This is a genomic window from Neptunicella marina (assembly GCF_014270035.1).
Lineage (GTDB): Bacteria > Pseudomonadota > Gammaproteobacteria > Enterobacterales > Alteromonadaceae > Neptunicella > Neptunicella marina.
Genome location: NZ_JACNEP010000005.1, coordinates 1 through 25217, shown reverse-complemented (window position 1 = coordinate 25217; position 25217 = coordinate 1). Strand labels below are relative to the sequence as shown.

Genomic DNA, 25217 nt, shown 5'->3' with positions numbered 1-25217 from the left:
ATATCAACTTATTGATAAAGGTCGCTGTTATTGTGTAGTGGGCGCGCATTCCCCTGATTTATTTTTGCACAATGACAGCGTTGTCATTCATGTTAACAATTGTTGCTCTAAATGCAACATTATTATGGTCTAACCCATTTTATTCATTTGAGTGCAGCAGGTTATAGCTGCGGCCTGCAAATTGACTGCGAAAGGTATTCACAACCTGAGTTTGCTGCAGTGTAACAAAAACCTGTTTGCCATCTTTGCCGCCAAACGCCACATTGGTAGGGTGTTGGCCGGTTAGTTTAATTTGTTCGATTAACTCACCCTTTGGGGATAAGACTACAACTAATCCTGCTCCGTAGCGCGCAATATATAAATTGCCGATTTCATCGGTACGCATGCCATCCATGCCGTGATCATCAAATTTATAAAACAGGCGCTTATTGGCCAGTGTATTGTCTGGTTGAATATCGTAAACCCACACATTGCGTTGCACGCTTTCATTCACATAAAGGCGTTTATTATCCGGGCTTACTTCCACACCGTTGGTGGTTCCCATGCTTTTTTCCAGCAAGGTGGTTTTACCATCCGGGGCTACCATCCAAAGCTGGCCGCTGTTTTCTTTCCAGTTTGGATCGCTGGCATAAATCACACCGTTATCGGTAATGGCGATATCGTTAGGTTGATTCATCGCCTCATTGTGCGCATGCACACGGATACTTTTATCTTTGGGGTCGATTTTTAGCACATTATGGCCGCTGTAATCTGCCACATACATAAAACCAGATTTATCAAAACGGATGCCGTTGCCGGTACTTCCTTCCGGTAACGTCAGATATAAGCTGGCGTTGCCATTGATATCTATCTGGCCAATTGTGCCCTGTTGTTGGTAGTTCACTGCAAATAACTGACCTGATGCGTCAACCGCAGGCCCTTCTATACCTTTAGTAAACTGGCCCGCTTCACCAAACAGCTTAGCCTGTTGCTCTGGTATTGCGGCATTAACGCCCTGAGTGGAGAGGATCAAACCGGCTAAGAATAAGGTGGTTTTGTTCATGTTTCTTTTTTGCCTTTGTTTTAAATATTCTCATTGAGCTTTTATTAAAAAATACACAATGACAGCGTTGTCATTACTCTATGCAAGAGTATAATGATTTGCAACAAATTGTTGAAAAACACAGCAAAAAGTTTGTTAAGGTGGAGCCGCAAACATGGCGTTAACGGTCTGTTATTTCCGCTATTATCTTAACTAACTAATTGAATAATAAATTTTTTATGCAAAAGCCGATTAACAAAATTGTAATAGTAGGCGGTGGTACGGCAGGCTGGATGAGTGCAGCGCGTCTTGCCCGGTTTATGCAATCTCAGCAACAAACAGACATCTTCCTGATTGAATCAGCGGATATTGGCACCGTTGGTGTTGGCGAGGCCACTATTCCCAACATTGTGGAGTTTAATCGCCAGTTAGGTTTAGATGAAGTTGAGCTGATTAAAGCCACACAGGCCACCTTTAAACTGGGCGTACAGTTTGAGAACTGGCGCGCAGCAGATACGCAGTTTTTCCATCCCTTTAGTGATTATGGCATGCCCATTGAAGGCGTGGATTTTCATCAGTATGTGCATGTGGCCCAGCAGCAAGGTGTTGATGTAAAACTCAGTGAATTTAGTTTTCCTCTGGCGTTAGCCGCGCAAAATCGCTTTGCGCAACCCCATCCTAATCCTCCTTCACCGCTGGCTGATTATTCTTATGCCTATCATTTTGATGCCAGTCTTTATGCCAGTTATTTGCGTGATTTTGCCTGTGGTTTAGGGGTAAAACGTATTGAGGCGACCATTGAGCAGGTTAACTGTGATACTAACAGTGGTTTTATCAAATCGGTGACATTGCAGGGTGGCCAGCAAATCGACGGTGAGTTATTTATTGATTGCAGCGGATTTCGTAGCCTGCTTTTGCAAAAATCACTGGGGGTTGAATACGAAGACTGGAGCCAGTGGTTATTATGTGATGCCGCGTTTGCTATGCAAACTGAGCGAACAGGTGAGTTATTACCTTATACCCGCACCATTGCCGAATCGGCAGGCTGGCAATGGCGGATTCCGTTGCAACACCGTATGGGCAATGGTCATATTTTTAGTCGTCAGTTTATGCCCGATGAACAGGCACGACAGTTATTAATCGATAGTGTTGATGGCAATGCGTTGCATGAGCCAAGACTGATCCAGTTTAAACCCGGGCGTACCAAACAAATCTGGCATAAAAACTGTTTCGCGGTGGGACTGGCAAGCGGTTTTTTAGAGCCGTTGGAAAGTACCAGTATTTCGCTTATTCAAACTGCACTGAGTAAATTACTCACCTTCTTCCCGGATAGCGGATTTAATCAGGCAGATATTGACGAGGTGAACCGTTTGCACGGACTGGAACTTGAACATATTCGTGATTTTCTGATCCTGCATTACAAACTCAATCAGCGTGATGACAGTGAATTCTGGCGTTACTGTCGTGATATGGTTGTGCCGGATAGTCTGCAACATAAAATCGATTTATATCGTAGTCGGGGTTATGTGCAACAATTCCAGCAGGATTCTTTTGAACCTGCCAGTTGGTTAAGCATGTATCACGGATTTGGTTTGCAGGCGCAACGTGTTGATCCAAGAGCTTCAGCGGTGCCACTGCATCTTATTGAGCAGAAATTACAGCAAATGCGCCAGTCAATTCAAAACGCTGCCAGTCAGGCGATGTTGCATCAGGACTTTATTGCCAAACATTGTTCATCAAAATAAGGTTCAGCAAAATACACCTATCACCCGGGGTTAGGCGCTGCGCAGTACTGGCGGATAAATTCCATATGCGCAGGTTGTTTGCTTACCGCTTGTTTAATTGCATTGGCACCAGCTGCCAGCGATTGTTGCAGTTTTTGGCTGTTTAACGCATCCAGCGTCGGATTATAGCGCTGCGGGAAAACCTGCATGCCAGTGAAAATGGCATACCAGCTGGAGGACTGAAACAGTGCCTCATCCTGATGCACTAAATTCCCGGCCTGTTTAAATAATTCGATTTTGTATTGCAATGAGTCGGGAATTGGCATGTTGGCGCAGTGTTGCCAAAACGCAGTGTCACTGCGTTTAGTGGTGCAATAGTGCAGGATCAGAAAATCGCGGATTTCCAGATAATCCAGTTCCACTTTGCGGTTAAATTCCTGCTGTAAAAACTGGTTATCCGATAAAGACGGAAAATAACGTACAAACAAGGCCAGTGTTTTACTGACCAAATGAATAGCGGTAGACTCCAGCGGCTCCAGAAACCCTTGCGCCAGTCCCAGAGCCAAACAGTTTTTAAACCAGCATTGTTTACGCATGCCAGTGGTAAACGGGATGATACGGGGTGTTGAAATGACCTCACCTTCAACTGCATTTAGTAATGTGTCGGTAGCGGTTTGGTCGTCGCAAAACTGGTCGCAAAATACATAGCCGTTGCCGGTGCGATGTTGCAACGGAATTTGCCAGGTCCAGCCACTTTCACGTGCTGTGGCAATGGTATAGGGCAGGGCATCATGCACGTTCTGGCTTTGTACTGTCACCGCGCGGTTACAGGGCAAATAGGCAGACCAGTCGTGATAACCGGCGTTAAGCGTTTGTTCGATTAAGAGTCCACGAAAACCAGAACAATCAATAAAAAACTGGGCGCTTAGTTGTTGTCCGTCGATTAAGGACACCGATGCGATATCACCATTTTGATGTTGATGTACCTGACTCACCGTGCCTTCAATACGCTGCACCCCACGGGCAATGGCAAAATCACGTAAATAGTTAGCGACTAATCCTGAATCTAAATGCAGTGCGTATTGTGCACTGGCTAAAGGGGTATTGGCGGCATTAAAAGGTTCAAAAAAACGTTGTTGTGTGCACAGTTCAGCTTCGACCGAGTGCGCCATGAGTGGCGTATTATCACCCTCTGCGCGACACTTTAACCACACCTGATAAAACTCATGGCCATCAATGCGGCGGCCTAATGCGCCAAAGGGGTGAAAATAGTCACTGCCTTTTTGCAGCCAGTCTCTAAACTGAATTCCCCACTTGAAGGTCGCCTGGGTTTTGCGGATAAAGTCCGCTTCGTCGATACCTAAAGCGCGGATCGCGTCTAACAGGGGAGGGATTGTCGCTTCACCCACGCCAATGGTGCCTATGTCGTTAGATTCAACCAGGGTTATTTGGCAATCCGCATTCTGTAAAATATTACTTAGGGTTGCGACGGCTAACCAGCCGGCGGTGCCACCGCCAACAATTAGAAATTGCTGAATGTTATTCGATTGCTGTGTCATTAATGTTCCTGCTTAGGCTGATAATCGCAGAAGCGTTGCAAAAAAGCGCTATGCGGTGGAACGGACGACACAGCCCGCTGAATTTTCTGATGCATCTCACCCAGGGTCTTATGTAAAAAGCCGGTGTCTAATTTATCTACACCTGCATTGTATTTTTGTGGCCAGAATTGCATGCCGTTATAAATAGCCAGCCAGCTGTCGGCACCAAAAATTTCCCAGGGTAAACGTGGAATGTCACCCTGTGATTTAAACTGCTGCATTTTACCGGACAGACTATCGGGAATGTCCATCTCACGGCAATAGCGCCACATCTCACCTTCGCGTTGATTAAGTTTGTAATGCAAAATAATAAAATCGCGTACGCGCTCGTATTCCGTGGCCGTGACCTGATTAAATCGTTCGACTTTGCTGTCATCGAAAAACGCATTTTGTGGCTGATCAAACGTTAGCAATAATTTCTCAATGGCGGTTTCGATCAGTGCAATACTGGTACTTTCCAGCGGTTCCAGAAAGCCGGATGACAATCCAATTGCCACACAATTTTTGACCCAGGCCTGATCACGTCTGCCCGGGGTAAAACTGAAATGTCGCGGCTGGTGTAAGGTTTTTTCCGGGATATGTTTAAGCAGGGTTTCGGTTGCAATGTCGGTATCTGTGTACTGGCTGCTATATACATGGCCGTTACCACAGCGTTGTTGCAAGGGTATACGCCATTGCCAGCCTGCCGTCTGAGCTTTGGCAATGGTGCGTGGAATGGGTTCTTCAGTTAATTCGCTTTGCACTGCAACGGCTTTATCGCATAACAACCATTGTTGCCAGCTCTGATAACCTACTTTAAGTGCGTCGCCCAATAACAGTGAACGAAAACCGGAGCAGTCGATAAACAAATCCGCTGTTAATGGCTGCTGGTTATCCAGTTGCAGGGAGTCGATATTGCCAGATTGCTGATTCAGGCAAACCTGTTCGATTTTGGCATCTATCCATTCAACCCCGTGTTGCTGAGCGGTTTTTTGCATAAGTTCGGCAAATAAACCCGCATCAAAATGCAGCGCCCAGTCAAATATCATCCAGGGTTCTGCTGGCTTGGGCGAGGGCATACAAAATTTGTCGTGTTCGGCCAGCATTACACCCAGTGAATATTCAGATAAGGGGGTGGTATCACCTGTCTGACGTTGTTTTAACCAATAGTGATGGAAAGGAATGTTATTACCCGGTTGACCAAATAAACCAAAAGGATGCACAAAATGACTACCCGGTTGATGCCAGTCCTGAAATTCAATACCCAGTTTGCAGGTTGCCTGAGTGGCTTTGATCACATCAATATCGGATAGACCCAAACGGGCATAAAAACGCCTGAGGGTTGGAATAGTTGCTTCACCCACACCAATGGTGCCGATCTGGCTTGATTCGACCAGCGTGATTTTCACCTTTTGATCTTTAGAAAAATGATGTGCCAGCGTTGCGGCTGTCATCCAGCCTGCGGTGCCACCGCCAGCAATTACTATGGTTTTTACGGGATGTTTGATATGAGCCATGGTGTTGTTTTTATTAATTAGCTTTTTGTTCACACTTAGCAGATAACAGCAAAGTACCTGTGTCGTCACTCAATTACAACGGCTTAACTGTTGCTGTTTCAGCTAAAAAAAACGCCACAGTCCTTGTGGCGATTTTTCAGGGAGTTAAGCCAAAAAGACTTAACGAGACAACAAAGGTTACTTAGAAGGTTACGCGTGTACCAACAGTCCAGCGTGCTTCATACTCGTTTTGGAAGGCTTTCTGGTCTTTAAATTCCAGATAAGTTTGTTGAATTTCTTCCGTAATGTTCGAGCCATTGATATAGAAACTGATGTTATCGTTCAGGTTGTAGTTCACGCTGATATCAAGTTGTGAATAATCATCCTGATACAGTGACTGACCACCTACCGCATCAACAGTACCCGTGGTAATTAAACGTGGGCTACGAGAGTTCCACGCGATACGAGCAGAAAACTCATCCTGTTCATACCAAACCACTAAGTTGTATGTGTCTTTTGACATACCAACAAATGGCAGGTCATCACCAAATACATCTTTGTTCTGTTGTGAGCTGTCGGTGTATGTGTAGTTGGCATCAATACCCATATTGTTCAGGAATGCGGTATCCATAAAGTCACTAAAGGCGACTTTTGCACCAACTTCGTAGCCTTTAACGCTACCACCTTCGCCCTGAACCTGAGTAGTGAATGGCCATGGACCACGGCGGATACCATCTGTATCCGGTTCGTCGATCATGACAACACCGCTGGTTGCAAAGCTCTCAATATCAATTTTGTAGGTTGCCAGATAAGCCATGGATGCTTCACCGGTATACCATTCAGCTGATACTGATACGTTCTCTGAACGCCATGGGTTCAGGCCCGGGTTACCCGTTAAGGTACCGTTTACAACACGTAAACAGTCACACTCACCATTGATTGTACGACCTACGGTTTTACCACCACCCCAGCTTGCCAGATTCAGTGCCTGCATATTTTTAGAATATGCTGCACGTAAAATCACATCCTGAGTGGCGTTATACGCCAGGTTCACAGACGGCAGGTAATCGGTGTAACTACGTTCGGTAACCACATCACCTGTATCCGGACCTAAACCACTGTGTGGTAAGCTGGCGCCAACCAGATTTTGTTTAACGTACAGGTCGGTTTCGATAACTTTCATGCCGATGTTACCGCTTAATTCACCTACCTCGAAGTTAACCTGGGCAAAATAGTTCAGCTCTTCCAGTGATACATCATAAGTGGCACCACCGTTTTCGGTACGTTGTACATTACCGAAAGTATCCAGATGCCATTGACGTGGATCCCGGAAGTTTTCCGGATCAATTGACCACACGCCAGGAATACCTTTAACACTGCCAAAATCGGTCTGCCATGACACAGTTGTATGTTCATCTAAACGTGTAGGAGGTAAAAGGGTATAAGGCACCCAGCTACCAGCAGTTAAGTCACCTACATCTTCAGTCAGGTATTCACCCGCACCATCAACGCCTTCACAGGTGTCAGTTGTGTAATACTGATCCACCGCTTTCCATTGAGCGATATCACAGCCGTTACCAAACTCTGAGGTGTAAGAGAACTGGTCATGATCTACCATACGTTCTAAAGAACGCACACCAAAATCAATACTGGTAACAATGCTGTCGCCATCTAAACGGTAGTTCCATTTAGTGCTGAATGTATTGATCTCACCTCTGTCATCGGTATTGCCTTCAGAGGAAAACGCACCGATGTGGTAAGAATCCAGATCAGCCATATAATCAGCAACACTACGCTGGCCTTTACCGCCATTAACCATCTGGTCAAAACCGCTAAATACCGGATGTGCGCCGGATGCATCGTAAGTTAACAGGAAGTCACTGTCCTGAATGCCGCCTGGTGCAAATTGTGCGTAACAGCCGCCCTGATCACCCACAATATCCTCACCGTGAGTACAGTATTCAGGCTGAGCAAACTGGCCCGGACCGGTTACTAAAGTACCCTGATCGATACTTAACATATCGCCTTCACCGTAACCGTGACGCATGGTTGCCGTTGCGCGGGCGCGAGTCATACGTACCTGACCCGTTAATGCACCACCATTGTCATAATCCAGTTGCAGGTTGAAATTATGTGAGGTTTCCTCGTTAATATTCACCTGAGTGAATGACTGCATACGCCATGGTGTTAATACAAAGGCGTTTACACCACCCCATGCTTCGCCATTTACATCGGTGAAGCTGTCACCAGTCCAGCCATTTTCAGTTGGCCATGCATATTCGTTAAAGGTGTACCAACGGTTGTTTTGAGAAAAACCACGACGGTTGTTGAAACGATCCTGATTGGTGTAGAAGTAATCTGCGGTAAGTAAGAAGCCCTCACCTAAATCAGCCTGTGCTGAAATTTGCACGGCATTACGTTTACGCTCTTCTTCTTTATTGAAAGCAGCAAAACCCTGGGGCACCACGTGACGGATTTCTTCACCACGTGAATTAGGTCCCCATGTGAAGTTGTTATTAGCTGCACCGATGCCGCCGTTTTCAGACGTATCGAAATAACCATTGTAATCGGTTGCCAGATTTACATCGGTGCTTACTGCACCGAATAAAATACCTAATTTTCCTGAGTTGTAGCTAATCAGGCCATGGACGGTGGGGTCCGTTTCCTGACTGATTGAACCGCGTGTTACTTCGGCACCGCCAGACAAGGTTAAACCTTCATCTAAATCGAAAGGACGACGGGTTTTTAAATCAATGGCACCTGAAATACCGGCAGCGGTGTATTTGGCCTCGGCCGATTTATATACGTCTACACCGGAAAATAATTGTGAAGGCAAGTCACCGAAATCTGCACCCGATGAATCGATGGTGGTCGCGCTTAGAAACACTTCACCATTCATGGTGGTATCAACCTGAGGCAGACCACGAATTTGTACCGGGCCACCTTCACCGGCGGTACGTTCAATTTGCACACCGGAAATACGTTGTAAAGAATCGGCAATCGTAACATCCGGTAATTTACCGATGTCTTCTGCGGCGATGCCATCTAATTGAGAAGCGGCAAAACGCTTGGCGTTAATACTGGCCTGCGTACTGCCACGAATACCACTGATTTGAATGACTTCAACTTCGTTTTCTGCCGCAGTTGCTTCCTGTGCATTGGCAAATGCAGGCAAAAACGCTGCGGTACCGGCGGTTCCTAAACACAGGGCATATTTAATACCTTGTGAGATCTTACTAAGTCTTTTGTGGGTCACGTTCACTGTTGTATCCTCATTTTTATTATAAATGACAGCGCTGTCATTTGGCTTTTTTTAAAATGACAACGGGCTACCTGTTAATGTGAAAAACACATGACAGCGTTGTCATTATTGGTTAAATTTACAACAGCGATTTTTAGAACGCAATGGATAATTACAATTATCTTACAATTTGCTTCAACATAGGTTACAGATTGCGGATAATAACTGCTCGCTAAAGCAGAGCAAGTAACGCCCCTAAACGGATCATTCAACCGGGAAACTAAATGAAATCAACAATAAAAGATGTGGCCGAACTGGCCGGCGTATCAATAAAAACGGTTTCACGCGTCATTAATCAGGAAGGGTCGGTTCGTGCCGATACGCTCAAAAAAGTCTCGGAAGCTATAGCAACACTTAATTATCAGCCTAATCATGCCGCACGTAATCTGGCCGGAACCCGCTCATATGCGTTAGGTTATGTTTATGATAACCCTAACGCTTATTATGTGATTGATATGCAAAACGGTATTTTAAGTGAATGCCGGGAAAAAGGTTATGAACTGATTATTCACCCCTGTAATGCCGCCAGTCCGAATATTGTTGATGAAATCCGCATGATGGTGATTCGTTCACAATTAGCGGGTTTAATTATTTCCCCGCCACTGTCGGAAATGCCTGAAGTGCTGGATGCACTGGAGCAGATGGATGTCAATTTTGTGCGTGTGGTATCGGGTGCCAATGAAGAAGGCGAAACTTCACCTTGTGTATTTATACACGACCATGCAGCGGCACTGGAAATTACCGAACATTTGATCAGTCTGGATCACCGAAAAATTGCCTTTATCAGTGGTGATAAAGGGCACAGATCAACAGATGAACGTAAAAACGGTTATTTGGAAGCGCTGGAAAAACATGGCATTACACCCAACCCCGATTATATATTCGAAGGTCAGTACTCGTTTAAAACCGGGGTGGAAGGTGCACAATATTTATTAAATCTGCCAGAGCCACCCACTGCTATTTTTTCCTGTAACGATGAAATTGCGGCTGGTGCATTATTTGCTGCACGTTTAATGGGGGTGTCAGTGCCAGAGAAACTGTCGATTGCCGGATTTGAGGATAGCCCGTTTTCGCGTCAGACCTGGCCAAAATTGACCACGGCGGCACAACCCATTAGTGTGATTGCGCGTAAAGCTTCGTCTTCGTTAATTTCGCATATTATTGCGCAACGCAGTGGTAAAGGTGGCAGCAGTAAGATCGCTCACCAACACTTCCAGCCACATCTGGTGGTCCGCGAGTCAACAGAGCGACTCGCGGAATAAGAGATTATTTGAGGTGATGATTTAAGTGCGCGCTAAAGGCTGCGGGTTTCATAAAGCCAGTAATGCGCGCCTGGGTTAACTCTTTACCCTGGCTGTCGAACAATAAAATTGTCGGTAAACCTAAAATCGCAAAATGTTCCTGAAAGCCCAAATTAGTGGGCGTATTATCGGTTAAGTCGATTTGCATGACCACGGTATTACGCAGTGCTTTACGTACTTCAATATCCGGGAAGGTGTATTTCTCGAATTCCTTACAGGCAACACACCAGTCGGCATACAAATCGATCATCACTGATTTGCCCTGCGCATTAGCTTCTGCCAGTTTTTGCTCAAAATCTTCGAGGTTTTTAACCCTGACAAATGCCAGCTCCGGGGCTTCTTCACCTGAAACCGCAGAGTGCACAGGCTGACTGCTGCCAAACAGGGTTTGGTAACCATACATAGCGCTGCCAAACAGACCGATAAAAATCACTACAGTTCTGACAAATTTTAACGGGCTACTGGCACTGGCATTGTTGTGCATGCTCCAGTAACTAAATAATGCCAAACCGAGTAATGACCAGGCGAGGGTGGTAAACAGGTTGTCGAACATACGTTCAACAAACAGTAATGCCACAGCCAGCATCATAAAACCAAAGGTGGCTTTAACAATATTCATCCAGTTGCCCGCTTTAGGCAGTAACTTACCACTGGTTAACGCAAACAAAATCAGTGGAATACCCATGCCAAGACTCAGCATATAAAGCGCCGCAAAACCTAAGGTTAAATCACCACTTTGCGCGACAAACAATAAAATACCGGTAAGCGGGGCGGTGGTACAAGGCGAAGCAACCAGACCAGAAATGGCACCCATCACAAATACCCCAGCCAAACTACCTGCGGTTTGTTTGTTGCTAAAGGCGTTCAGTTTTTCCTGCCATTTGCTTGGCAGTTGCAATTCCCATGCGCCAAACATCACTAACGCCAGTAACACAAATATGGCGATTAAAACCCATAAAATAGCCGGGTGTTGCAATGCTGCCTGAAACTGCACACCTGCGGATGCGACCACTAATCCCAGTAAAGAGTAGGTCAGCGCCATACCCTGCACATATACAAAGCTTAAGGTGAAGGTTTTAGCCAGCCCGCTGTTTTTGTTCTGACCTAATACCAACGCCGATAAAATAGGGTACATAGGGAAAACACAAGGAGTGAACGCCAGTAAAATACCCAGTCCAACAAACAGTAACAGGGTTAAGGCTAAATTGTCTTTCGAGGTAAGCTGCTCGGCTAAATCAAATTGTTGAGATTGCTGTTGTGGTGCTGCTTGCGCGGTTGTGGTTTGTTCAGTGTCAGGCTGTTCAGTGTTCTTATCTTGTGTGGCTGAGCTGTGCTGTTTGTTTTTAGCAATGTCAGCTAACGACATCTGCTTTTTGTCTTTACCAGATGTAATGCCTTCATTAAAACGCACCGCCGTTAAATATATAACTTTGGTGGTGGGGGGGTAACATAAACCCGCCTCAGCACAGCCCTGATAACGAATTTTAACCACGGCATCTTTTACTGCATTAATTACTTCAAAGCTGATGGGCAAATTGCCACGAAATACTTCCGATTTGCCAAAAAATTCGTCTTCGTGATCATCACCTTTTGGATAGCTTGGTTCACTTAGTTCCGCATCTTTGATCACATATTTAAATTGCTTTTTATACAGGTAATACCCTTCAGCAATATCAAAACTGAGTACCAGCTTTTGACCATTTTGTTTGAAATCAAAAGCGAAAGCCTGATCAACCGGTAAAAACTGTGGCTCATCGGATAATAAGGAATCGATTGGGCTGGATACCTGCGACCAGGCAGGTTGTGTTAATAACACCGCAAACAAAAATAAAACTCTTAACAAGGTCTTTATCCTTATATTCTCATTTAGTTAATCAAGGCTGGCATTCAGCCATTGCTGGTAGTCAACGCTTAGTGAATCTATGGGGAGTATCACCCATTCCGGTACATCATAAGGATGCAGGCTTAACACTAACTTAAACAGGTCATCTGATTTATCCCGTCGGGATTTAATCAGCATCTGACATTCTTTTTCCTGTTCAATCTGACCTTGCCACAGGTAAATAGATTCCACACCATCAATAATATTGATACAGGCAGCCAGCTTTTGTTGCAGCGCCTGATGGGCGATGGCTCTGGCCACCTCTTTGGTGGGGCATGTGCATAAAATTAAACAAAACTCACTGCTCACAGACCTGCTCCGTGCAAAAAATATTTCGTGATTTTTACCATTATTAGCGTGCTAAAGGCCAGTTAAGCCTGTTTGAACCTGTGACAAAAAAGCACAAGCTACCGCGCTTTGGCAGTGACTTGTGCTTCTAATAATTAATAGTCAGCTAACAGATCAGTAAGTTGTTGTAAGGATTCGACCTTGTTGGTGCGAAGTACTTCTTCACCATTTTTAATCACAATCAGGGTAGGTAATTGACTGATTGAAAAGCTAAAGAACAAATCGCCAGAGTGATCTAGTGCCACCGGATAATGCAGTGAAAATTTGTCACTGAATTGTTTGACGTCTTCGGCACCTGTCCATAAGTGATTTACAATGGCTTGCAAAGGTGCCTGATTATGCTGCTGATGCCATTGCTCTAACACATTAGTGGCTTTAGCACAGGCTTTTGCCATTTGCGGGCGCGTGTCGGCCAAATACCAATCGCACCAGGTCGCGGTGAAAAACAGGATATGGGTTTGGCCATCATCAAACGACAGGGTGGCTTCTTTTCCAGCACTGTCGGTCAGGCTAATGGCGGGTAAATCACCTGCTTTATGTGCAGCAAGTAACGCCAGTTTGCGGTCCAACTCTTCATCGGCATCGTTGCCGGTGTGCACTATGGTAGCGTTAGCATTAAGTAATACATGGTAAGGCGTGCCATTCATATGGAATAAGTTAGCCAGATATTTATTGGTGTCCCTGGTTTGCGGCATGGTCAAATGATGTTTGTTGATCACTGCTGCAACCGCCTCAGGTGTTTCGTTAATATCGATATTGATCGAAACAAACTGAATATCTTTGCCAAACTTTTGGTAAGCATGTGAATAATGTGGCATCTGTTGCATACACGGCTTACACCAGGTGGCCCAGAATTTAAGGTAAAGAGGTTTACCCTTGCTCAGTTGCTTGAGTGAGACCTGTTTACCTGCAATTTGGAGCTTAATTTGCTCCAAATCCATGTTTTTGGCCACCAGTTGCCACGAGCAAAACATCAACAGTAATAGAACATATTTTTTCATGTGCTGATCCTAATTTAATTATGATGCTGTTAGTTTGTGCGATAAATTGGTTTTGTAGAAGAGCCGATTCTGAGCAATTTAATGGAACCAATTTTTGAGCTGGCGTTTTCGCCTGAACAACTTCAACGTGGTCAAATTCAGCAGCAGCTGCAACGTGTATTAACCGATGCCATCATCCAGGGCAGACTTAAATCCGGTGAGAAAATGCCGGCTTCCAGAGTGCTTGCCAGCCAGCTTAGTATAGCGCGTAATAGTGTTGTTGCCTGTTACGATGCACTGGTTAGTCAGGGCTATTTAGTCAGTAAAACCGGAGCGGGTACCTTTGTTGCCAATATTGCGCAACGCCAGACCAACAATTCAGGGCTACAACCTCAGGATAAAAGACTGCGGCGTTACTGGCAGCAAGCCAGTTTATTTTCAGCCAGTGATGACCATGCCTATCAATATGATTTTGCGGTTGGTCAGCCGGATATTAGTGAGTTCCCATTTCATTACTGGCAACGCTGTTTACGCAAAGCATCGGGGTTGCAGGCTCATCAACAACTGGCGAAAGATGACGCTCAAGGCATATTGTCTTTGCGTCAGGCGATTGCACACTTTGTTTCTCAATCCCGTGCTGTTGCTTGTGGCGCACAACAAATTGTGATCACCCAGGGGGCACAGCAAGCGTTTGATCTTATCAGTCGTTTGTTAGTTGAGCCGGGAAAAACGGTGGTTGGGCTGGAATCGCCCGGATACCCAATGGTACGTATGGCATTTAAGGCAGCCGGTGCGCTTATTCGTGATATCGCCGTGGATTACGAGGGCATCTGTGTCAGCGATATTCCACAGGATGTCGATATCATTTACGTGACACCGTCACATCAGTTTCCCACTGGTGTGGCAATGTCAGCTCATCGCAGGCAATTGCTGTTAAATTGGGCACATCAGGGCAATAAAGTGATTATCGAAGATGATTATGACAGTGAGTTTCGCCTGACCGGACGACCAATCGACGCCCTGAAATCGCACGATCACAGCGATAATGTGTTTTACGTGGGAACCTTTGCCAAGTGCATGTTGCCAGACTTAAGACTGGGATTTGTTGTTGTACCCGACTGGGCGCGCTGCGCAATGGTAAAAGCACGCCAGCACAGCGACTGGCATAGCAGTTGTGTGACTCAACATGCACTTGCGCAATTTATTGGTGAAGGTTTTTTACTTAAGCATCTGCGTCGTATGCGTCGGGTTTATCGCGAACGTTATCAGGCAATAATCGACTGTATACGGCAGTATTCCAATCAGCAATGGCAGGTGATTCCGATTATTGCAGGTGTGCATGTAGCTATACGTTTATCGGGTGTTCAGGCAAAAACTGATATCATTGGCATCGCCAAAGCACACAATATAAAGGTGCATACCAGCCAGCAATTTAGCCCGGGTGCATCAGCTGAAAATTTACTGGTGTTGGGGTTTGGGCATATAAAGGTTGAAGATATTAAACCTGCTATCCAAACCCTGACACATATTTTGTAACCTTTTACTGAATTGGGTTTATGCGTTTAAACCGCATATCAACCTTTCAGTATCTGAATCAGGACATTATTTTGGGCAAACTGTTTTTATTATTTGCGATTATGCCAATCATTGAAATTAGCTTACTGGTCAATGTAGGTGAGCAAATTGGTGGCTGGAACACTGTCGCCATCGTGATCTTAACCGCTATTCTGGGCTCTTATCTGGTGCGCCAGCAAGGACTCGCCACCTTGTTTCAGGCGCAAACTAAAATGCGTAGTGGACAGTTACCCGGACAGGAAATGGCAGAAGGTTTGTTGTTAGTCATTGCCGGTGTTTTACTGGTTACTCCGGGGTTTATTACTGACGCATTTGGATTGTTGTTATGTTTGCCGGTAACACGTCCTGCTATTGCTAAAGCTTTATTAAGCCGCATGCAAATTCGGGCGGTTTACTCAGCTCAGCAGGGGTTTAATCAGCAAACAACGCAGGAATTTTATTCGCAGCAATCTTCAGAACAGGGTGATGTAATTGAAGGCGAATATGTGGATAAAAGCGATACCCGCCATAACCTTAACAAGCCAGACTAGCCCTGCCGTATGGGGCTGGTTTACCTCGCGCCAGATTGCATTTTCATCCGTTAGATCAAAAATACCGTTTGTATCTGTCGCTATATAAATAACCTCTGTTGCTTATAAAATTACTAATCTTTATATAAATGATAACAATTATCATTTAAAAAGCATTTTGTTAGCGTTATACTGCCGCCAGCTTAAAAACACTAACTGAGGAATCCATGAAACTATCTCACTTATTCGCCTTGTCACCGTTGGTGGTTGCACTGACCGCGACCGCGCAACAGGATGCAGGTAAGGACACCAAAGAAGCTAAGGATGCGCAAATTGAACAAATCCGTATCGTAGGTGTGCGTCAGCAACGTGCCAGTGCGGGGGCGACCGGTTTAACCATGGAAATTGCGGATACTCCGCAGTCTATTTCTGTATTAACCGATGAGCAAATTCAGGCGTTTGGTGCATTTAATATTAATGATGCATTGCGTTTAGCCACAGGTGTGAATGTTGAAGAGTGGGAAACAAACCGTACTAATTATACGGCGCGTGGTTTCGAAATTAAAAATACCCAGATTGATGGTGTTGGTTTACCTAACGACTGGGGGATCGTAACTGGTGCGGTAGAAGCTTTTGGTTATGAAAAAATTGAAGTTATCCGTGGCGCGAACGGCCTGTTAACTGGTGTCGGTAATGCGTCCGGTACTATTAACTATGTACGTAAACGTCCAACCAATGAAAACGGTGGTGAAGTTGGTGTAAGTGTTGGATCTTATGGTTTTAAACGTGCACAAGCCGATTATTCTGCGTTGATTACTGAAGACGGTAGCTGGGCGGCACGTTTTGTTGCCACCAAAGAAGACAAGGGCTCTTATTTACACGGTCTGGAGAATGATCGTACGTTTCTTTATGGCGTAGTAGATGGTCAGTTAAGCGACAACCTGACTATAACTGCCGGGTATTCTTTTCAGGACGCCAATACCGACGGTAACCTGTGGGGAGCCCTGATTTATAACTACACCGATGGTACGCAGGCCGAGTGGGATGTTCACGATACCACCACGCAAAACTGGACCATGTGGGACACTGAAAAAACCAATGCCTTTGTGGAACTGAACTACGCCATTTCACTGGATTGGGATTTAACCGTAAGTTATAACCGCCGTGATTTTGAAGAGCAGGATAAACTGTTCTATGCCTCAGGCGCGATTGATAAAGAAACCAATCTGGGTCTTTCTGGCTGGCCAGCTCGTTATGATTCTGACGTTAACTCAAATTTATATGAAGCGCGTTTGCACGGTACTTTTGAGTTATTTGGTATGCAGCATGAAGCGAACTTTGGTTTTAGCACCGCAGATAGCAGCGATATCATGTGGCAGCATCCGATTGATTTTTCTAACACACCCGCTTTCGGTCCAACACCCGCATTTCCCTATGATCTAGATGCGATTCCAGAGCCGGACTGGGGAGCGCCAGTTGTTTATTCCGATATGGAACAAAAGCTAAAACGCTATTTTGGTTCAACCCGTATCAACTTGACCAGCGACTTTTTTGTGGTTGCCGGGTTTAATGCTATCGATTTTGAACGTAATGGTGTGAACAGTGGTGCGGTAATCGATAACGATGAAAGCGAAACCAGCCCTTATATTGGTGCGACATACTCGTTAAACGACGATGTAAATGTATACGCCAGTTATTCTGATGTTTATCAGCCGCAGGAACAATATGATGAACAAGGTCAGTTCCTGGCACCAACCAAAGGTAAAAACTTTGAGGCGGGTTTAAAAGCACAGTGGCTGGATAACACTATTTTGACCACATTAGCCTATTTTACTGCCGAGCAGGACAACCTGGCAGCTTACGCTGGCACTAATCCTGATACCGGCCAGTACTTCTACAATGGCGTGAGTGTTGAGTCCGATGGTTTTGAAATTGAAGTAACAGGTAAACTAACAGAATCGTTACAGCTGGTTGCGTCTTACACCTCTTTGGATGTCGAAGATGAAGCGGGTAACGATACCAATAAATGGGCACCGCGTGATGTTGTCAGTTTCCAGTTTGCTTACAACTTGCCTGCGGTTCCTGAGCTAACTTTGGGTCTGGGCGGTCGTTGGCAGTCTGAAATCGAAAATACCGATTACAACGTTAAACAAGGCAGTTACCTGCTGGCCAACATGTACGCCAACTGGGATGTGAATCAACAATTATCGTTACGTTTAAACGTTAACAATATTACCGATGAAAAGTACATCAACAGTTTGCAAACGGTTGGTTATTACGGTGCACCACGTAATGCCACGGTAAGTATGAGCTATAAGTTTTAGTTAGAAAGTGTAAGTGTGAAGTAAAAGGGGAGCCAGGTGCTCCCCTTTTTGTTGACGGGAATTTATACGCCAAATGACAAGGGTTCTGGCAGTGGTGTTGGGCGTATTTTTACCAGTAATAACGGGCAGTAGCGGTTTATTAACAGGTCGATTTTTTGTCGATGTTTAAAGGTGGAAACACCTGCTGCAATTAATAAACATGCCTGAATGGCAATGACCAGCGCAATTGCCCAGATGTAATCTGAATACAAATCCCACACCAGATAGTTGAGGTAGGTGACTATGCCAATCGAGGCCCCCATAACAAACGAGGGATAACGCAAGTACACCGACACGATAAGCAAGGCAACACAGATCCAGACCAGATTGATATCGATAATATTGGCTTGTTTGTCGACAAACATCGACAGGCCATAGGTAATAGCGGCAGCGGCAATTTTATTCAACCAGAAGGTCATATTCATGGTTGTTTGCAGATTGGCAAACCAGGCAAGCGCGATAGTCAGCCAGCCGGTGATCAGCCAAAAGATTTTTGAGGTTAAATCCACGTCAAACCACAGGTAAAGTAATCCGATGGTCGCCCCATAAACCGGCACGATTAATAATGGGAAGCGGTAACTATGTAAACCCATACCCGCAGTGCAGATCAGTAACAGGCAAAACATTGAATACAATGAGTCACCCGTTATGCCCAACATTAATTCTGCGGTTAATGTTAACCAGATTGGCGTGAGTAAGACGACGGATGTTAACAACAACGCGCTTAGAAAGCGCATTTGGTGGTGATAAAAGTATCTGGAGGCAGTATAAAATCCGGCTACATAGATCGCATACAGAAATACCAGACCGTCATTATTAAACTCATCTTCAACCCACACAGCCATAATAATACAGGCGAACAACAGCAAGGCGGCGCCGAGAAACCATACTGTGTGACTTAAATCGAATTTGCCTTTTATATGGGGAGACTGTTCAGGCAGTTGTAAAAATTGCACTAGAGGTGAATATTGGGCTTGTTCTATAATGCCTTCATCGACTGCCTGTTGCAGTCGGGTTGTGAGGTTTTCCATTTTTCATTCCCTGTTTTTGAAATAACCTTAGTCTATTTTTTAACCACATTAGCGTGAGAGTGCAAATTAAATGAAAGCCTGTGCCTGCCATATTCTGGTAAAAACCAAAGAACAAGCTGACAAACTAAAAAAACAGCTGGAGAAAGGTGCCAGTTTCCACGATTTAGCCAAGAAACATTCCTTATGTCCCTCAGGTAAAAAAGGCGGAGATTTAGGTGAGTTTCGTCCGGGGCAGATGGTCAAAGCGTTTGATAATGTGGTATTCAAAAAGCCGGTACTGCAGGTGCATGGTCCGGTAAAAACACAATTTGGTTTTCATCTGATCAAAACCTTATATCGCAATTAATTGCCGCTCCCGAGCTTTTGTCGAAACGCAAAATGGGGTAGCGTGCCAACTCTGTACAACCCTATTCAGGTGTTAACACATTATTATGAATAAACTGGCTGGACTCATTTTAAAAGGTTTGGTGGCGGTATTGCCGCTGGCACTGACGTTGTATTTTTTATACTGGCTGGTCTCCAGCCTCGAATTATTACTTGAGCCGGTTATACCACCGCAGTTTTATATGCCGGGCCTGGGGTTGCTCACTGCGTTGCTTCTGCTGATTTTAGTTGGGTTGGTGGTTAACTTTTATGGGATTCGCTGGTTAATCAGTATTGGTAATACTCTGCTAACCAAAATTCCACTGATAAAATCTTTGTATGGAGCGATTCAGGATATTCTGACCGTCTTTAACTTAAGCCGCGAAAATAAGATGCAAAGCGTGGTATCGGTGGATATGGGCAACGATATTGCCCTTATCGGTTTTATTACTGGTGAGCTCACCGGACAAAAACTCTACCCCGGAGAGGAACGGGTTGGCGTTTATATTCCGCTCAGTTATCAGATTGGGGGTTACACCATTTATGTGCATCGCGATAAATTGACCCCACTTAACATTAGCGTGGAAGAGGCGATGCGCCTGACCTTAACCGGTGGTGTGCAAGCGGCAAAACCCAAAGCATAACCTGTTGAAATTCATTGAATAACGCGGCAATTTGTCGCGTTATTTTTATCCCTGTTTCCCCCGCTTGTTAATAACCCTGTTTTTTTTGCAAAAATTTTGTATAAAGCCCTTGAGATCGCATCCTTCACCCCCATCTGCTGTTTCAGACTAAATTTTTACTCCCCGGTAATACCCTGGGGATAACCAAAATTCCCGCACTGCGGGGTGACTAACAAACTTAAATATTGGAATTTTCAGGAGATTTGAAAATGGCAATTCGTCCTTTGCATGATCGCGTAATTATTAAGCGCAAAGAGCAAGAAACTAAATCCGCTGGTGGAATTGTATTAACTGGTTCTGCTGCCGAAAAATCAACTCGCGGTGAAGTAATTGCTGTTGGTAATGGTCGTGTGCTGGATAACGGCGACGTGAAGCCGTTAGAAGTAAAAGTAGGTGACATCGTAATTTTCAGCGATGGCTACGGCGTTAAAACAGAAAAGCTGGACGGCGAAGAAGTGCTGATCCTGAGCGAAAGCGACATTCTGGCAATCGTAGAATAAACCTGACAAGTCAAAGAATTTAAAGAGGAATATTATCATGGCAGCTAAAGAAGTACGTTTTGGTGATGACGCCCGCACAAAAATGCTAAAAGGCGTTAACGTTCTTGCAAACGCAGTTAAAGTTACTTTAGGTCCTAAAGGCCGTAACGTTGTTTTAGACAAGTCTTTTGGCGCTCCTACCATCACTAAAGATGGTGTATCTGTAGCCAAAGAAATCGAATTGGAAGACAAGTTCGAGAACATGGGCGCGCAAATGGTTAAAGAAGTGGCGTCTAAAGCAAACGACGAAGCGGGTGACGGCACCACAACTGCAACTGTTTTAGCACAAGCTATCGTAACTGAAGGTTTGAAATCTGTTGCGGCAGGTATGAACCCAATGGATCTGAAACGCGGTATCGACAAAGCGGTACTGGCAGCAGTTGAAGAATTAAAAGCCTTGTCTGTTCCTTGTGAAGACAGCAAAGCCATTGCTCAGGTAGGTACTATCTCTGCAAACTCTGATTCAGAAGTAGGTCAAATCATTGCTGAAGCAATGGATAAAGTGGGTAAAGAAGGTGTAATCACCGTAGAAGAAGGTCAGGCGTTACAAAACGAACTGGACGTGGTTGAAGGTATGCAATTCGACCGTGGTTACCTGTCTCCTTACTTCATCAACAACCAGGAAAACGGTACAGTTGAACTGGATAACCCATTTATCCTGTTAGTAGACAAAAAAATCTCTAACATCCGTGAATTGTTACCAGTACTGGAAGGCGTAGCCAAAGCGAGCAAGCCTCTGTTAATTATTGCAGAAGACGTTGAAGGTGAAGCCTTAGCAACATTGGTTGTGAACAACATGCGCGGTATCGTTAAGACTGCTGCTGTTAAAGCGCCAGGTTTTGGTGACCGTCGTAAAGCCATGTTACAAGACATCGCAATCTTAACTGGCGGTACGGTGATTTCTGAAGAAATCGGTCTTGAGCTGGAAAAAGCACAGCTTGAAGATTTAGGTACAGCTAAACGTGTTGTTATCAACAAAGATAACACCACTGTTGTTGACGGTGCTGGTGATGAAGAAGCCATCCAGGGTCGTTGTGCACAAATCAAAGGTCAAATCGAAGAATCAACCTCTGATTACGACAAAGAAAAACTGCAAGAGCGTCTGGCTAAATTGTCTGGCGGTGTAGCAGTAATTAAAGTGGGTGCAGCCACTGAAGTTGAAATGAAAGAGAAAAAAGACCGCGTTGAAGATGCTCTGCATGCAACTCGCGCCGCGGTTGAAGAAGGTGTAGTAGCCGGTGGTGGTGTTGCACTGGTACGCGCTGCTTCTAAATTGCTTGAACTGACTGGTGAAAACGAAGACCAGACTCACGGTGTGAAACTGGCTCTGCGTGCAATGGAAGCGCCATTACGTCAAATCTCTATCAACTCAGGTGCAGAAGCATCAGTAGTGGTTAACGAAGTGAAAGCAGGTAGCGGTAACTACGGTTACAACGCAGGCAACGACACTTATGGCGATATGCTGGAAATGGGTATCCTGGATCCAACTAAAGTAACCCGTTCTGCACTGCAATTTGCTGCGTCAATCGCATCTCTGATGATCACCACTGAAGCGATGGTAGCTGAACTGCCTAAAGAAGATGCACCAGCTGCGCCAGATATGGGCGGTATGGGTGGTATGGGCGGAATGGGCGGCATGATGTAATTTCACTCGCTAAAATTGCCGCTGGCGGTGTTGCAGCTCGCTCACTTAGGTTTAACTAAGCTTCGCTCGCTGCGCCTACCCAGCAACAATTTTATCTGTGTGAAATATGCTTAGCTAATTCGCTTAGATATTCTGAAAAACCCGGCTGAGGCCGGGTTTTTTGTATTTGAAATTGTGATAAACATTTACAGAGACCAATACTAGGCTCGTTTTGAACAAGTCTTGTTTTCTCCGGATATAAAATCACACTTAGCCGCAAAGACGAGAACCTAAGGTATTGGTTTTATTAAAATAACGGGATAAGGTAACAAAAAATTTTGGAATAGCCGCTCCGGACTTATACGGAAATCGTGCTAATACACTGTTATAAATCAGGGAGAGAATTGTGAATGCATCGCAATTAAAAGCAATGCGAAGATTCAGAAAAGGATCGAGGTTTGTCGGTATTTGGTTTGTCCTAATTGGTGGATTTATGTTTTACCAGTTTCTAGGGATCTACCTAAATCCAGAGGCTACGATCCTATACAATGGCGTACCAACAAGTGACGAATCAATTAAATTAAACGCGCTAATATTTATAAGCTTATTCGTTGTCTTAGGTGTGTTTTTTACTTTAGCACCGAGTAAAATTTTAAATAAGCTGTTTGTTCTTAAATTGTCTTTTAAATCAGCTTTTGGTTTTAGAAAATGATTTATAACAAGTTAAACCATCGGAAAACTACTCGCTACGCTCGCGTTTTCCGCTGTTTAAAGCGTTATAAAACCTGTCGAGGTTTAGGATTCAAATGAACAATGAAAGTTTAAATATTTTCCTTCGTTTAGTGCAGGAAAAGCATGAGCAGTTAAAGTCTCAAGTTACAGCTCTGAGCAAAGTTTTTGTGCAAGAAAATATTGATTCTAAGAAAGTCCAAGCTGATAGATGCAACTCAGCGGCAGAGGACTTGGCAAGAGCATTATCCGTCAAAGATCAGCCTAATTGGCTAAAAGAAATTATTCGTTGGACGAAATGGTACTCGGCTAATTACAAAAGCAAAGATTCTACATTTACTGCATTTCAAAACATAATGCCTTTAATTACTCAATTAAATAGCCATCAATGGGCTTTTACTGAAAATTCGGGCGATGAAGATTTTGACTTTGATAAGCTTTATGAGAGGCACAAAAAAGACGGTAAATTGGAAGATTTATTCGATTCGCTAATCAATATTATTGCTCAAATGGTAGCTTTGGGAGAAATTGATAGCATTCGTGTTAAAACAGATTTGGAAAGATTGGTAGCATTACTTCAACAAAATAAAGAAGGTTCATACTTTTCTGTTATGGCAAGTTGGGAGTTTTTGAGAGGCTTTTTAAAGAACACTACATGGGCAACTATTGATTCAATTCCTGTACTAAAGCAATTGAAAAAAGGGTTTGAAGATACGGTGGATGAAATGGACATTGAACTTGAAAGAGTTCATGAATCCATCAAAAGCGAGATGAAAAGCAAATACGATACAGCTGTTCATTCACTTACCTACAAAAGCCAAGCCAAATTGGAAAATAAATCAGAAGAAAAGGTTTTATAACAAGGCAATTATGAATGGGACGCAAAACGCTTGCTTGCGCTCTTTCGTCGCTAATTTTGACCAAGCTTAATGCGCCCATATTGCGGCGTTATATTGCTAAATTATGAGTAGTGGAAATATGGAAAAGGAATTCTACGAAGGTAATAGAAGTAAAACTATGCCTTTTGTAATTAATGACACCGTAGAAATCACATTTGGCCCAGCCGAGGGGAAACTAGCGGTTGTTATTTCAATCGATCCAAATGAATTAAGCATGTCATATTTAGTTGAGCAGGGTGATGGCTCAGGGGACTTGGTCATTGAGGCCAAGCATTTAAAGTTAATTTAGCGCCATGCTAATCCTCAACATAACAAGGCATGGTTGTCGCCTTCGGCTGGGACTCGCCACTGTGTGGCTCGTCCCAACACTTGGCGTTAGGTATCAAGATGATCACTGGAGGATTTATGACAAAATTGGAATTTGCCACCAAATTAGAAAAATACGAGAAAAAGCAACGTAGATCCAAATGGGAATATTTTGTCATTGGACTCGTTTTTCTCATGTTTACGTTTATTCCAAGTTCAATCTTATATTTTGACGAAAATATGTTCGGTTTTACTTCAACAACTTTTGCCATCCTAGCTGGTCTCTGTTTATCAAAAGCATGGGATATCAAAAGAGGAACAGAAGAACATGAGCTTTTAATTAATGCATTAGAATTACTTTCCACTAGTAATGATACCTAACAAGCCGTTTAACGAATGCGCCAGCAAACAACACTGGCTCGGACTCGCAAACTACGCTCGCCCGTTAACGAAGTGTTATAGCTCAAAAGTACGTACCGTGAGGTTCTCATAATGAAAGTAAAACGAATCGTTTCAAATGTAGCAGCGTCAAATCCAGATGATGCTAAACATTGAGCTTGAACTTGTTATGGATCATGGGTGGATTAAAACCTTCAGCTCCGGTGAAGAAATGACTACGCAAATTAGTGTTGCATCCGAAGGTGGTTCAGGAACTCCTGTACCAGACCTTTCTATAGAAGTAGATGACCTTGATACGGTTATAAATAGGCTTCAGGCCAAAAATATTAAAATTGAGTACGGCCCAGTATCGGAACCATGGGGCGTTCGTAGGTTTTATGTTCGCGACCCATTTGGCAAGCTAGTCAATGTTCTTCAACATGAATAGCTTCAACAGTTGCGCGATAACAAGCAAAGGCAATCGACGCAATAAGGCGCGCGGCTGCTTTGAGCGTTAAGTTGCAAGGAGGCATCCGTGAAGGATAAAGAAAAAATAGCAGTATTCATTGATGCAGATAACGCACCAGC

At 44.3% G+C, this 25217-nt stretch carries 22 protein-coding genes; 14 read left to right on the top strand and 8 right to left on the bottom strand.

The genetic code is table 11. The features are described from left to right. Positions 1 to 139: 139 nt before the first annotated feature. On the bottom strand, positions 140 to 1042 hold the full coding sequence (locus tag H8B19_RS07475) for an SMP-30/gluconolactonase/LRE family protein (protein ID WP_186506188.1): 903 nt from the start codon (positions 1040 to 1042) through the stop codon (positions 140 to 142). A gap of 218 nt (positions 1043 to 1260) precedes the next feature. Between H8B19_RS07475 and H8B19_RS07470 the strand changes: the two genes are divergently transcribed. Then, positions 1261 to 2766 carry a tryptophan halogenase family protein gene (locus H8B19_RS07470; protein ID WP_186506187.1) on the top strand — a complete coding sequence of 502 codons (1506 nt, stop codon included), beginning with the start codon at positions 1261 to 1263 and terminating at the stop codon, positions 2764 to 2766. A gap of 20 nt (positions 2767 to 2786) precedes the next feature. Here the strand turns inward: H8B19_RS07470 and H8B19_RS07465 are convergent, their stop codons facing one another. From H8B19_RS07465 to H8B19_RS07455, 3 genes are all read right to left on the bottom strand, one after another. Then, positions 2787 to 4304: a tryptophan halogenase family protein gene (locus tag H8B19_RS07465; protein WP_186506186.1), complete on the bottom strand. Its 1518-nt coding sequence runs from the start codon at positions 4302 to 4304 to the stop codon at positions 2787 to 2789. After that, on the bottom strand, positions 4304 to 5839 hold the full coding sequence (locus tag H8B19_RS07460) for a tryptophan halogenase family protein (protein ID WP_186506185.1): 1536 nt from the start codon (positions 5837 to 5839) through the stop codon (positions 4304 to 4306). Before H8B19_RS07460 ends, H8B19_RS07465 begins: the two co-directional genes overlap by 1 nt. Before the next feature lie 181 nt (positions 5840 to 6020). Then, positions 6021 to 9080: a TonB-dependent receptor gene (locus H8B19_RS07455; protein WP_338401509.1), complete on the bottom strand. Its 3060-nt coding sequence runs from the start codon at positions 9078 to 9080 to the stop codon at positions 6021 to 6023. Positions 9081 to 9343: 263 nt separating this feature from the next. On the opposite strand from H8B19_RS07455, the gene H8B19_RS07450 reads away from it, so the two are divergent. Next, on the top strand, positions 9344 to 10381 hold the full coding sequence (locus H8B19_RS07450; RefSeq protein WP_186506184.1) for a LacI family DNA-binding transcriptional regulator: 1038 nt from the start codon (positions 9344 to 9346) through the stop codon (positions 10379 to 10381). Positions 10382 to 10385: 4 nt separating this feature from the next. On the opposite strand, the gene H8B19_RS07445 is transcribed toward H8B19_RS07450, so the two are convergent. The 3 genes from H8B19_RS07445 to H8B19_RS07435 all read right to left on the bottom strand — a co-directional run bounded on the left by H8B19_RS07445 (position 10386) and on the right by H8B19_RS07435 (position 13651). Beyond that, entirely contained in the window at positions 10386 to 12263 is a 1878-nt protein-coding gene (locus tag H8B19_RS07445; protein ID WP_194362669.1) for a protein-disulfide reductase DsbD, read from the bottom strand. Positions 12264 to 12290: 27 nt separating this feature from the next. Beyond that, positions 12291 to 12611 carry a divalent cation tolerance protein CutA gene (cutA, locus tag H8B19_RS07440; RefSeq protein WP_186506183.1) on the bottom strand — a complete coding sequence of 107 codons (321 nt, stop codon included), beginning with the start codon at positions 12609 to 12611 and terminating at the stop codon, positions 12291 to 12293. Positions 12612 to 12745: 134 nt separating this feature from the next. Beyond that, the gene (locus H8B19_RS07435; protein WP_186506182.1) at positions 12746 to 13651 is read right to left on the bottom strand and encodes a TlpA family protein disulfide reductase; all 906 of its coding nucleotides are present in this window, start codon (positions 13649 to 13651) and stop codon (positions 12746 to 12748) included. A gap of 81 nt (positions 13652 to 13732) precedes the next feature. Here H8B19_RS07435 and pdxR point away from each other — a divergent pair, with 81 nt between their 5' ends. The 3 genes from pdxR to H8B19_RS07420 all read left to right on the top strand — a co-directional run bounded on the left by pdxR (position 13733) and on the right by H8B19_RS07420 (position 18038). Further along, complete coding sequence (gene pdxR, locus H8B19_RS07430) at positions 13733 to 15166, top strand: MocR-like pyridoxine biosynthesis transcription factor PdxR (RefSeq protein ID WP_186506181.1); 1434 nt, start codon at positions 13733 to 13735, stop codon at positions 15164 to 15166. Between the two features lie 71 nt (positions 15167 to 15237). Then, entirely contained in the window at positions 15238 to 15735 is a 498-nt protein-coding gene (locus H8B19_RS07425; protein WP_186506403.1) for an FxsA family protein, read from the top strand. A gap of 206 nt (positions 15736 to 15941) precedes the next feature. Further along, a complete protein-coding gene (locus H8B19_RS07420; protein WP_186506180.1) occupies positions 15942 to 18038 on the top strand; it encodes a TonB-dependent siderophore receptor in 2097 nt (698 codons plus the stop codon). A gap of 62 nt (positions 18039 to 18100) precedes the next feature. Here H8B19_RS07420 and H8B19_RS07415 read toward each other — a convergent pair whose 3' ends face one another. After that, positions 18101 to 19108 (bottom strand): hypothetical protein, encoded by a 1008-nt coding sequence (locus H8B19_RS07415; RefSeq protein WP_186506179.1) that lies wholly within the window; start codon positions 19106 to 19108, stop codon positions 18101 to 18103. Positions 19109 to 19178: 70 nt separating this feature from the next. Between H8B19_RS07415 and ppiC the strand changes: the two genes are divergently transcribed. The 9 genes from ppiC (at position 19179) to H8B19_RS07370 (ending at position 25077) form a co-directional block, all read left to right on the top strand. After that, complete coding sequence (gene ppiC / locus H8B19_RS07410; RefSeq protein WP_186506178.1) at positions 19179 to 19454, top strand: peptidylprolyl isomerase PpiC; 276 nt, start codon at positions 19179 to 19181, stop codon at positions 19452 to 19454. Between the two features lie 85 nt (positions 19455 to 19539). Further along, positions 19540 to 20115, top strand: a complete 576-nt coding sequence (locus H8B19_RS07405; protein WP_186506177.1) for a DUF502 domain-containing protein — start codon at positions 19540 to 19542, stop codon at positions 20113 to 20115. A gap of 248 nt (positions 20116 to 20363) precedes the next feature. After that, positions 20364 to 20654: a co-chaperone GroES gene (locus H8B19_RS07400; RefSeq protein ID WP_186506176.1), complete on the top strand. Its 291-nt coding sequence runs from the start codon at positions 20364 to 20366 to the stop codon at positions 20652 to 20654. A 37-nt stretch (positions 20655 to 20691) separates the two neighbouring features. Continuing rightward, positions 20692 to 22338, top strand: a complete 1647-nt coding sequence (gene groL / locus H8B19_RS07395; RefSeq protein ID WP_186506175.1) for a chaperonin GroEL — start codon at positions 20692 to 20694, stop codon at positions 22336 to 22338. A 385-nt stretch (positions 22339 to 22723) separates the two neighbouring features. Beyond that, complete coding sequence (locus H8B19_RS07390; RefSeq protein WP_186506174.1) at positions 22724 to 23029, top strand: hypothetical protein; 306 nt, start codon at positions 22724 to 22726, stop codon at positions 23027 to 23029. A 94-nt stretch (positions 23030 to 23123) separates the two neighbouring features. Then, positions 23124 to 23906 (top strand): hypothetical protein, encoded by a 783-nt coding sequence (locus H8B19_RS07385; protein WP_186506173.1) that lies wholly within the window; start codon positions 23124 to 23126, stop codon positions 23904 to 23906. Between the two features lie 118 nt (positions 23907 to 24024). Next, positions 24025 to 24234, top strand: coding sequence for a hypothetical protein (locus H8B19_RS07380; RefSeq protein WP_186506172.1), 210 nt, complete (start codon positions 24025 to 24027; stop codon positions 24232 to 24234). A 116-nt stretch (positions 24235 to 24350) separates the two neighbouring features. Continuing rightward, entirely contained in the window at positions 24351 to 24632 is a 282-nt protein-coding gene (locus H8B19_RS07375; RefSeq protein ID WP_186506171.1) for a hypothetical protein, read from the top strand. 157 nt (positions 24633 to 24789) lie between these two features. Next, positions 24790 to 25077 carry a VOC family protein gene (locus H8B19_RS07370; protein ID WP_241737533.1) on the top strand — a complete coding sequence of 96 codons (288 nt, stop codon included), beginning with the start codon at positions 24790 to 24792 and terminating at the stop codon, positions 25075 to 25077. Positions 25078 to 25217: the final 140 nt, after the last annotated feature.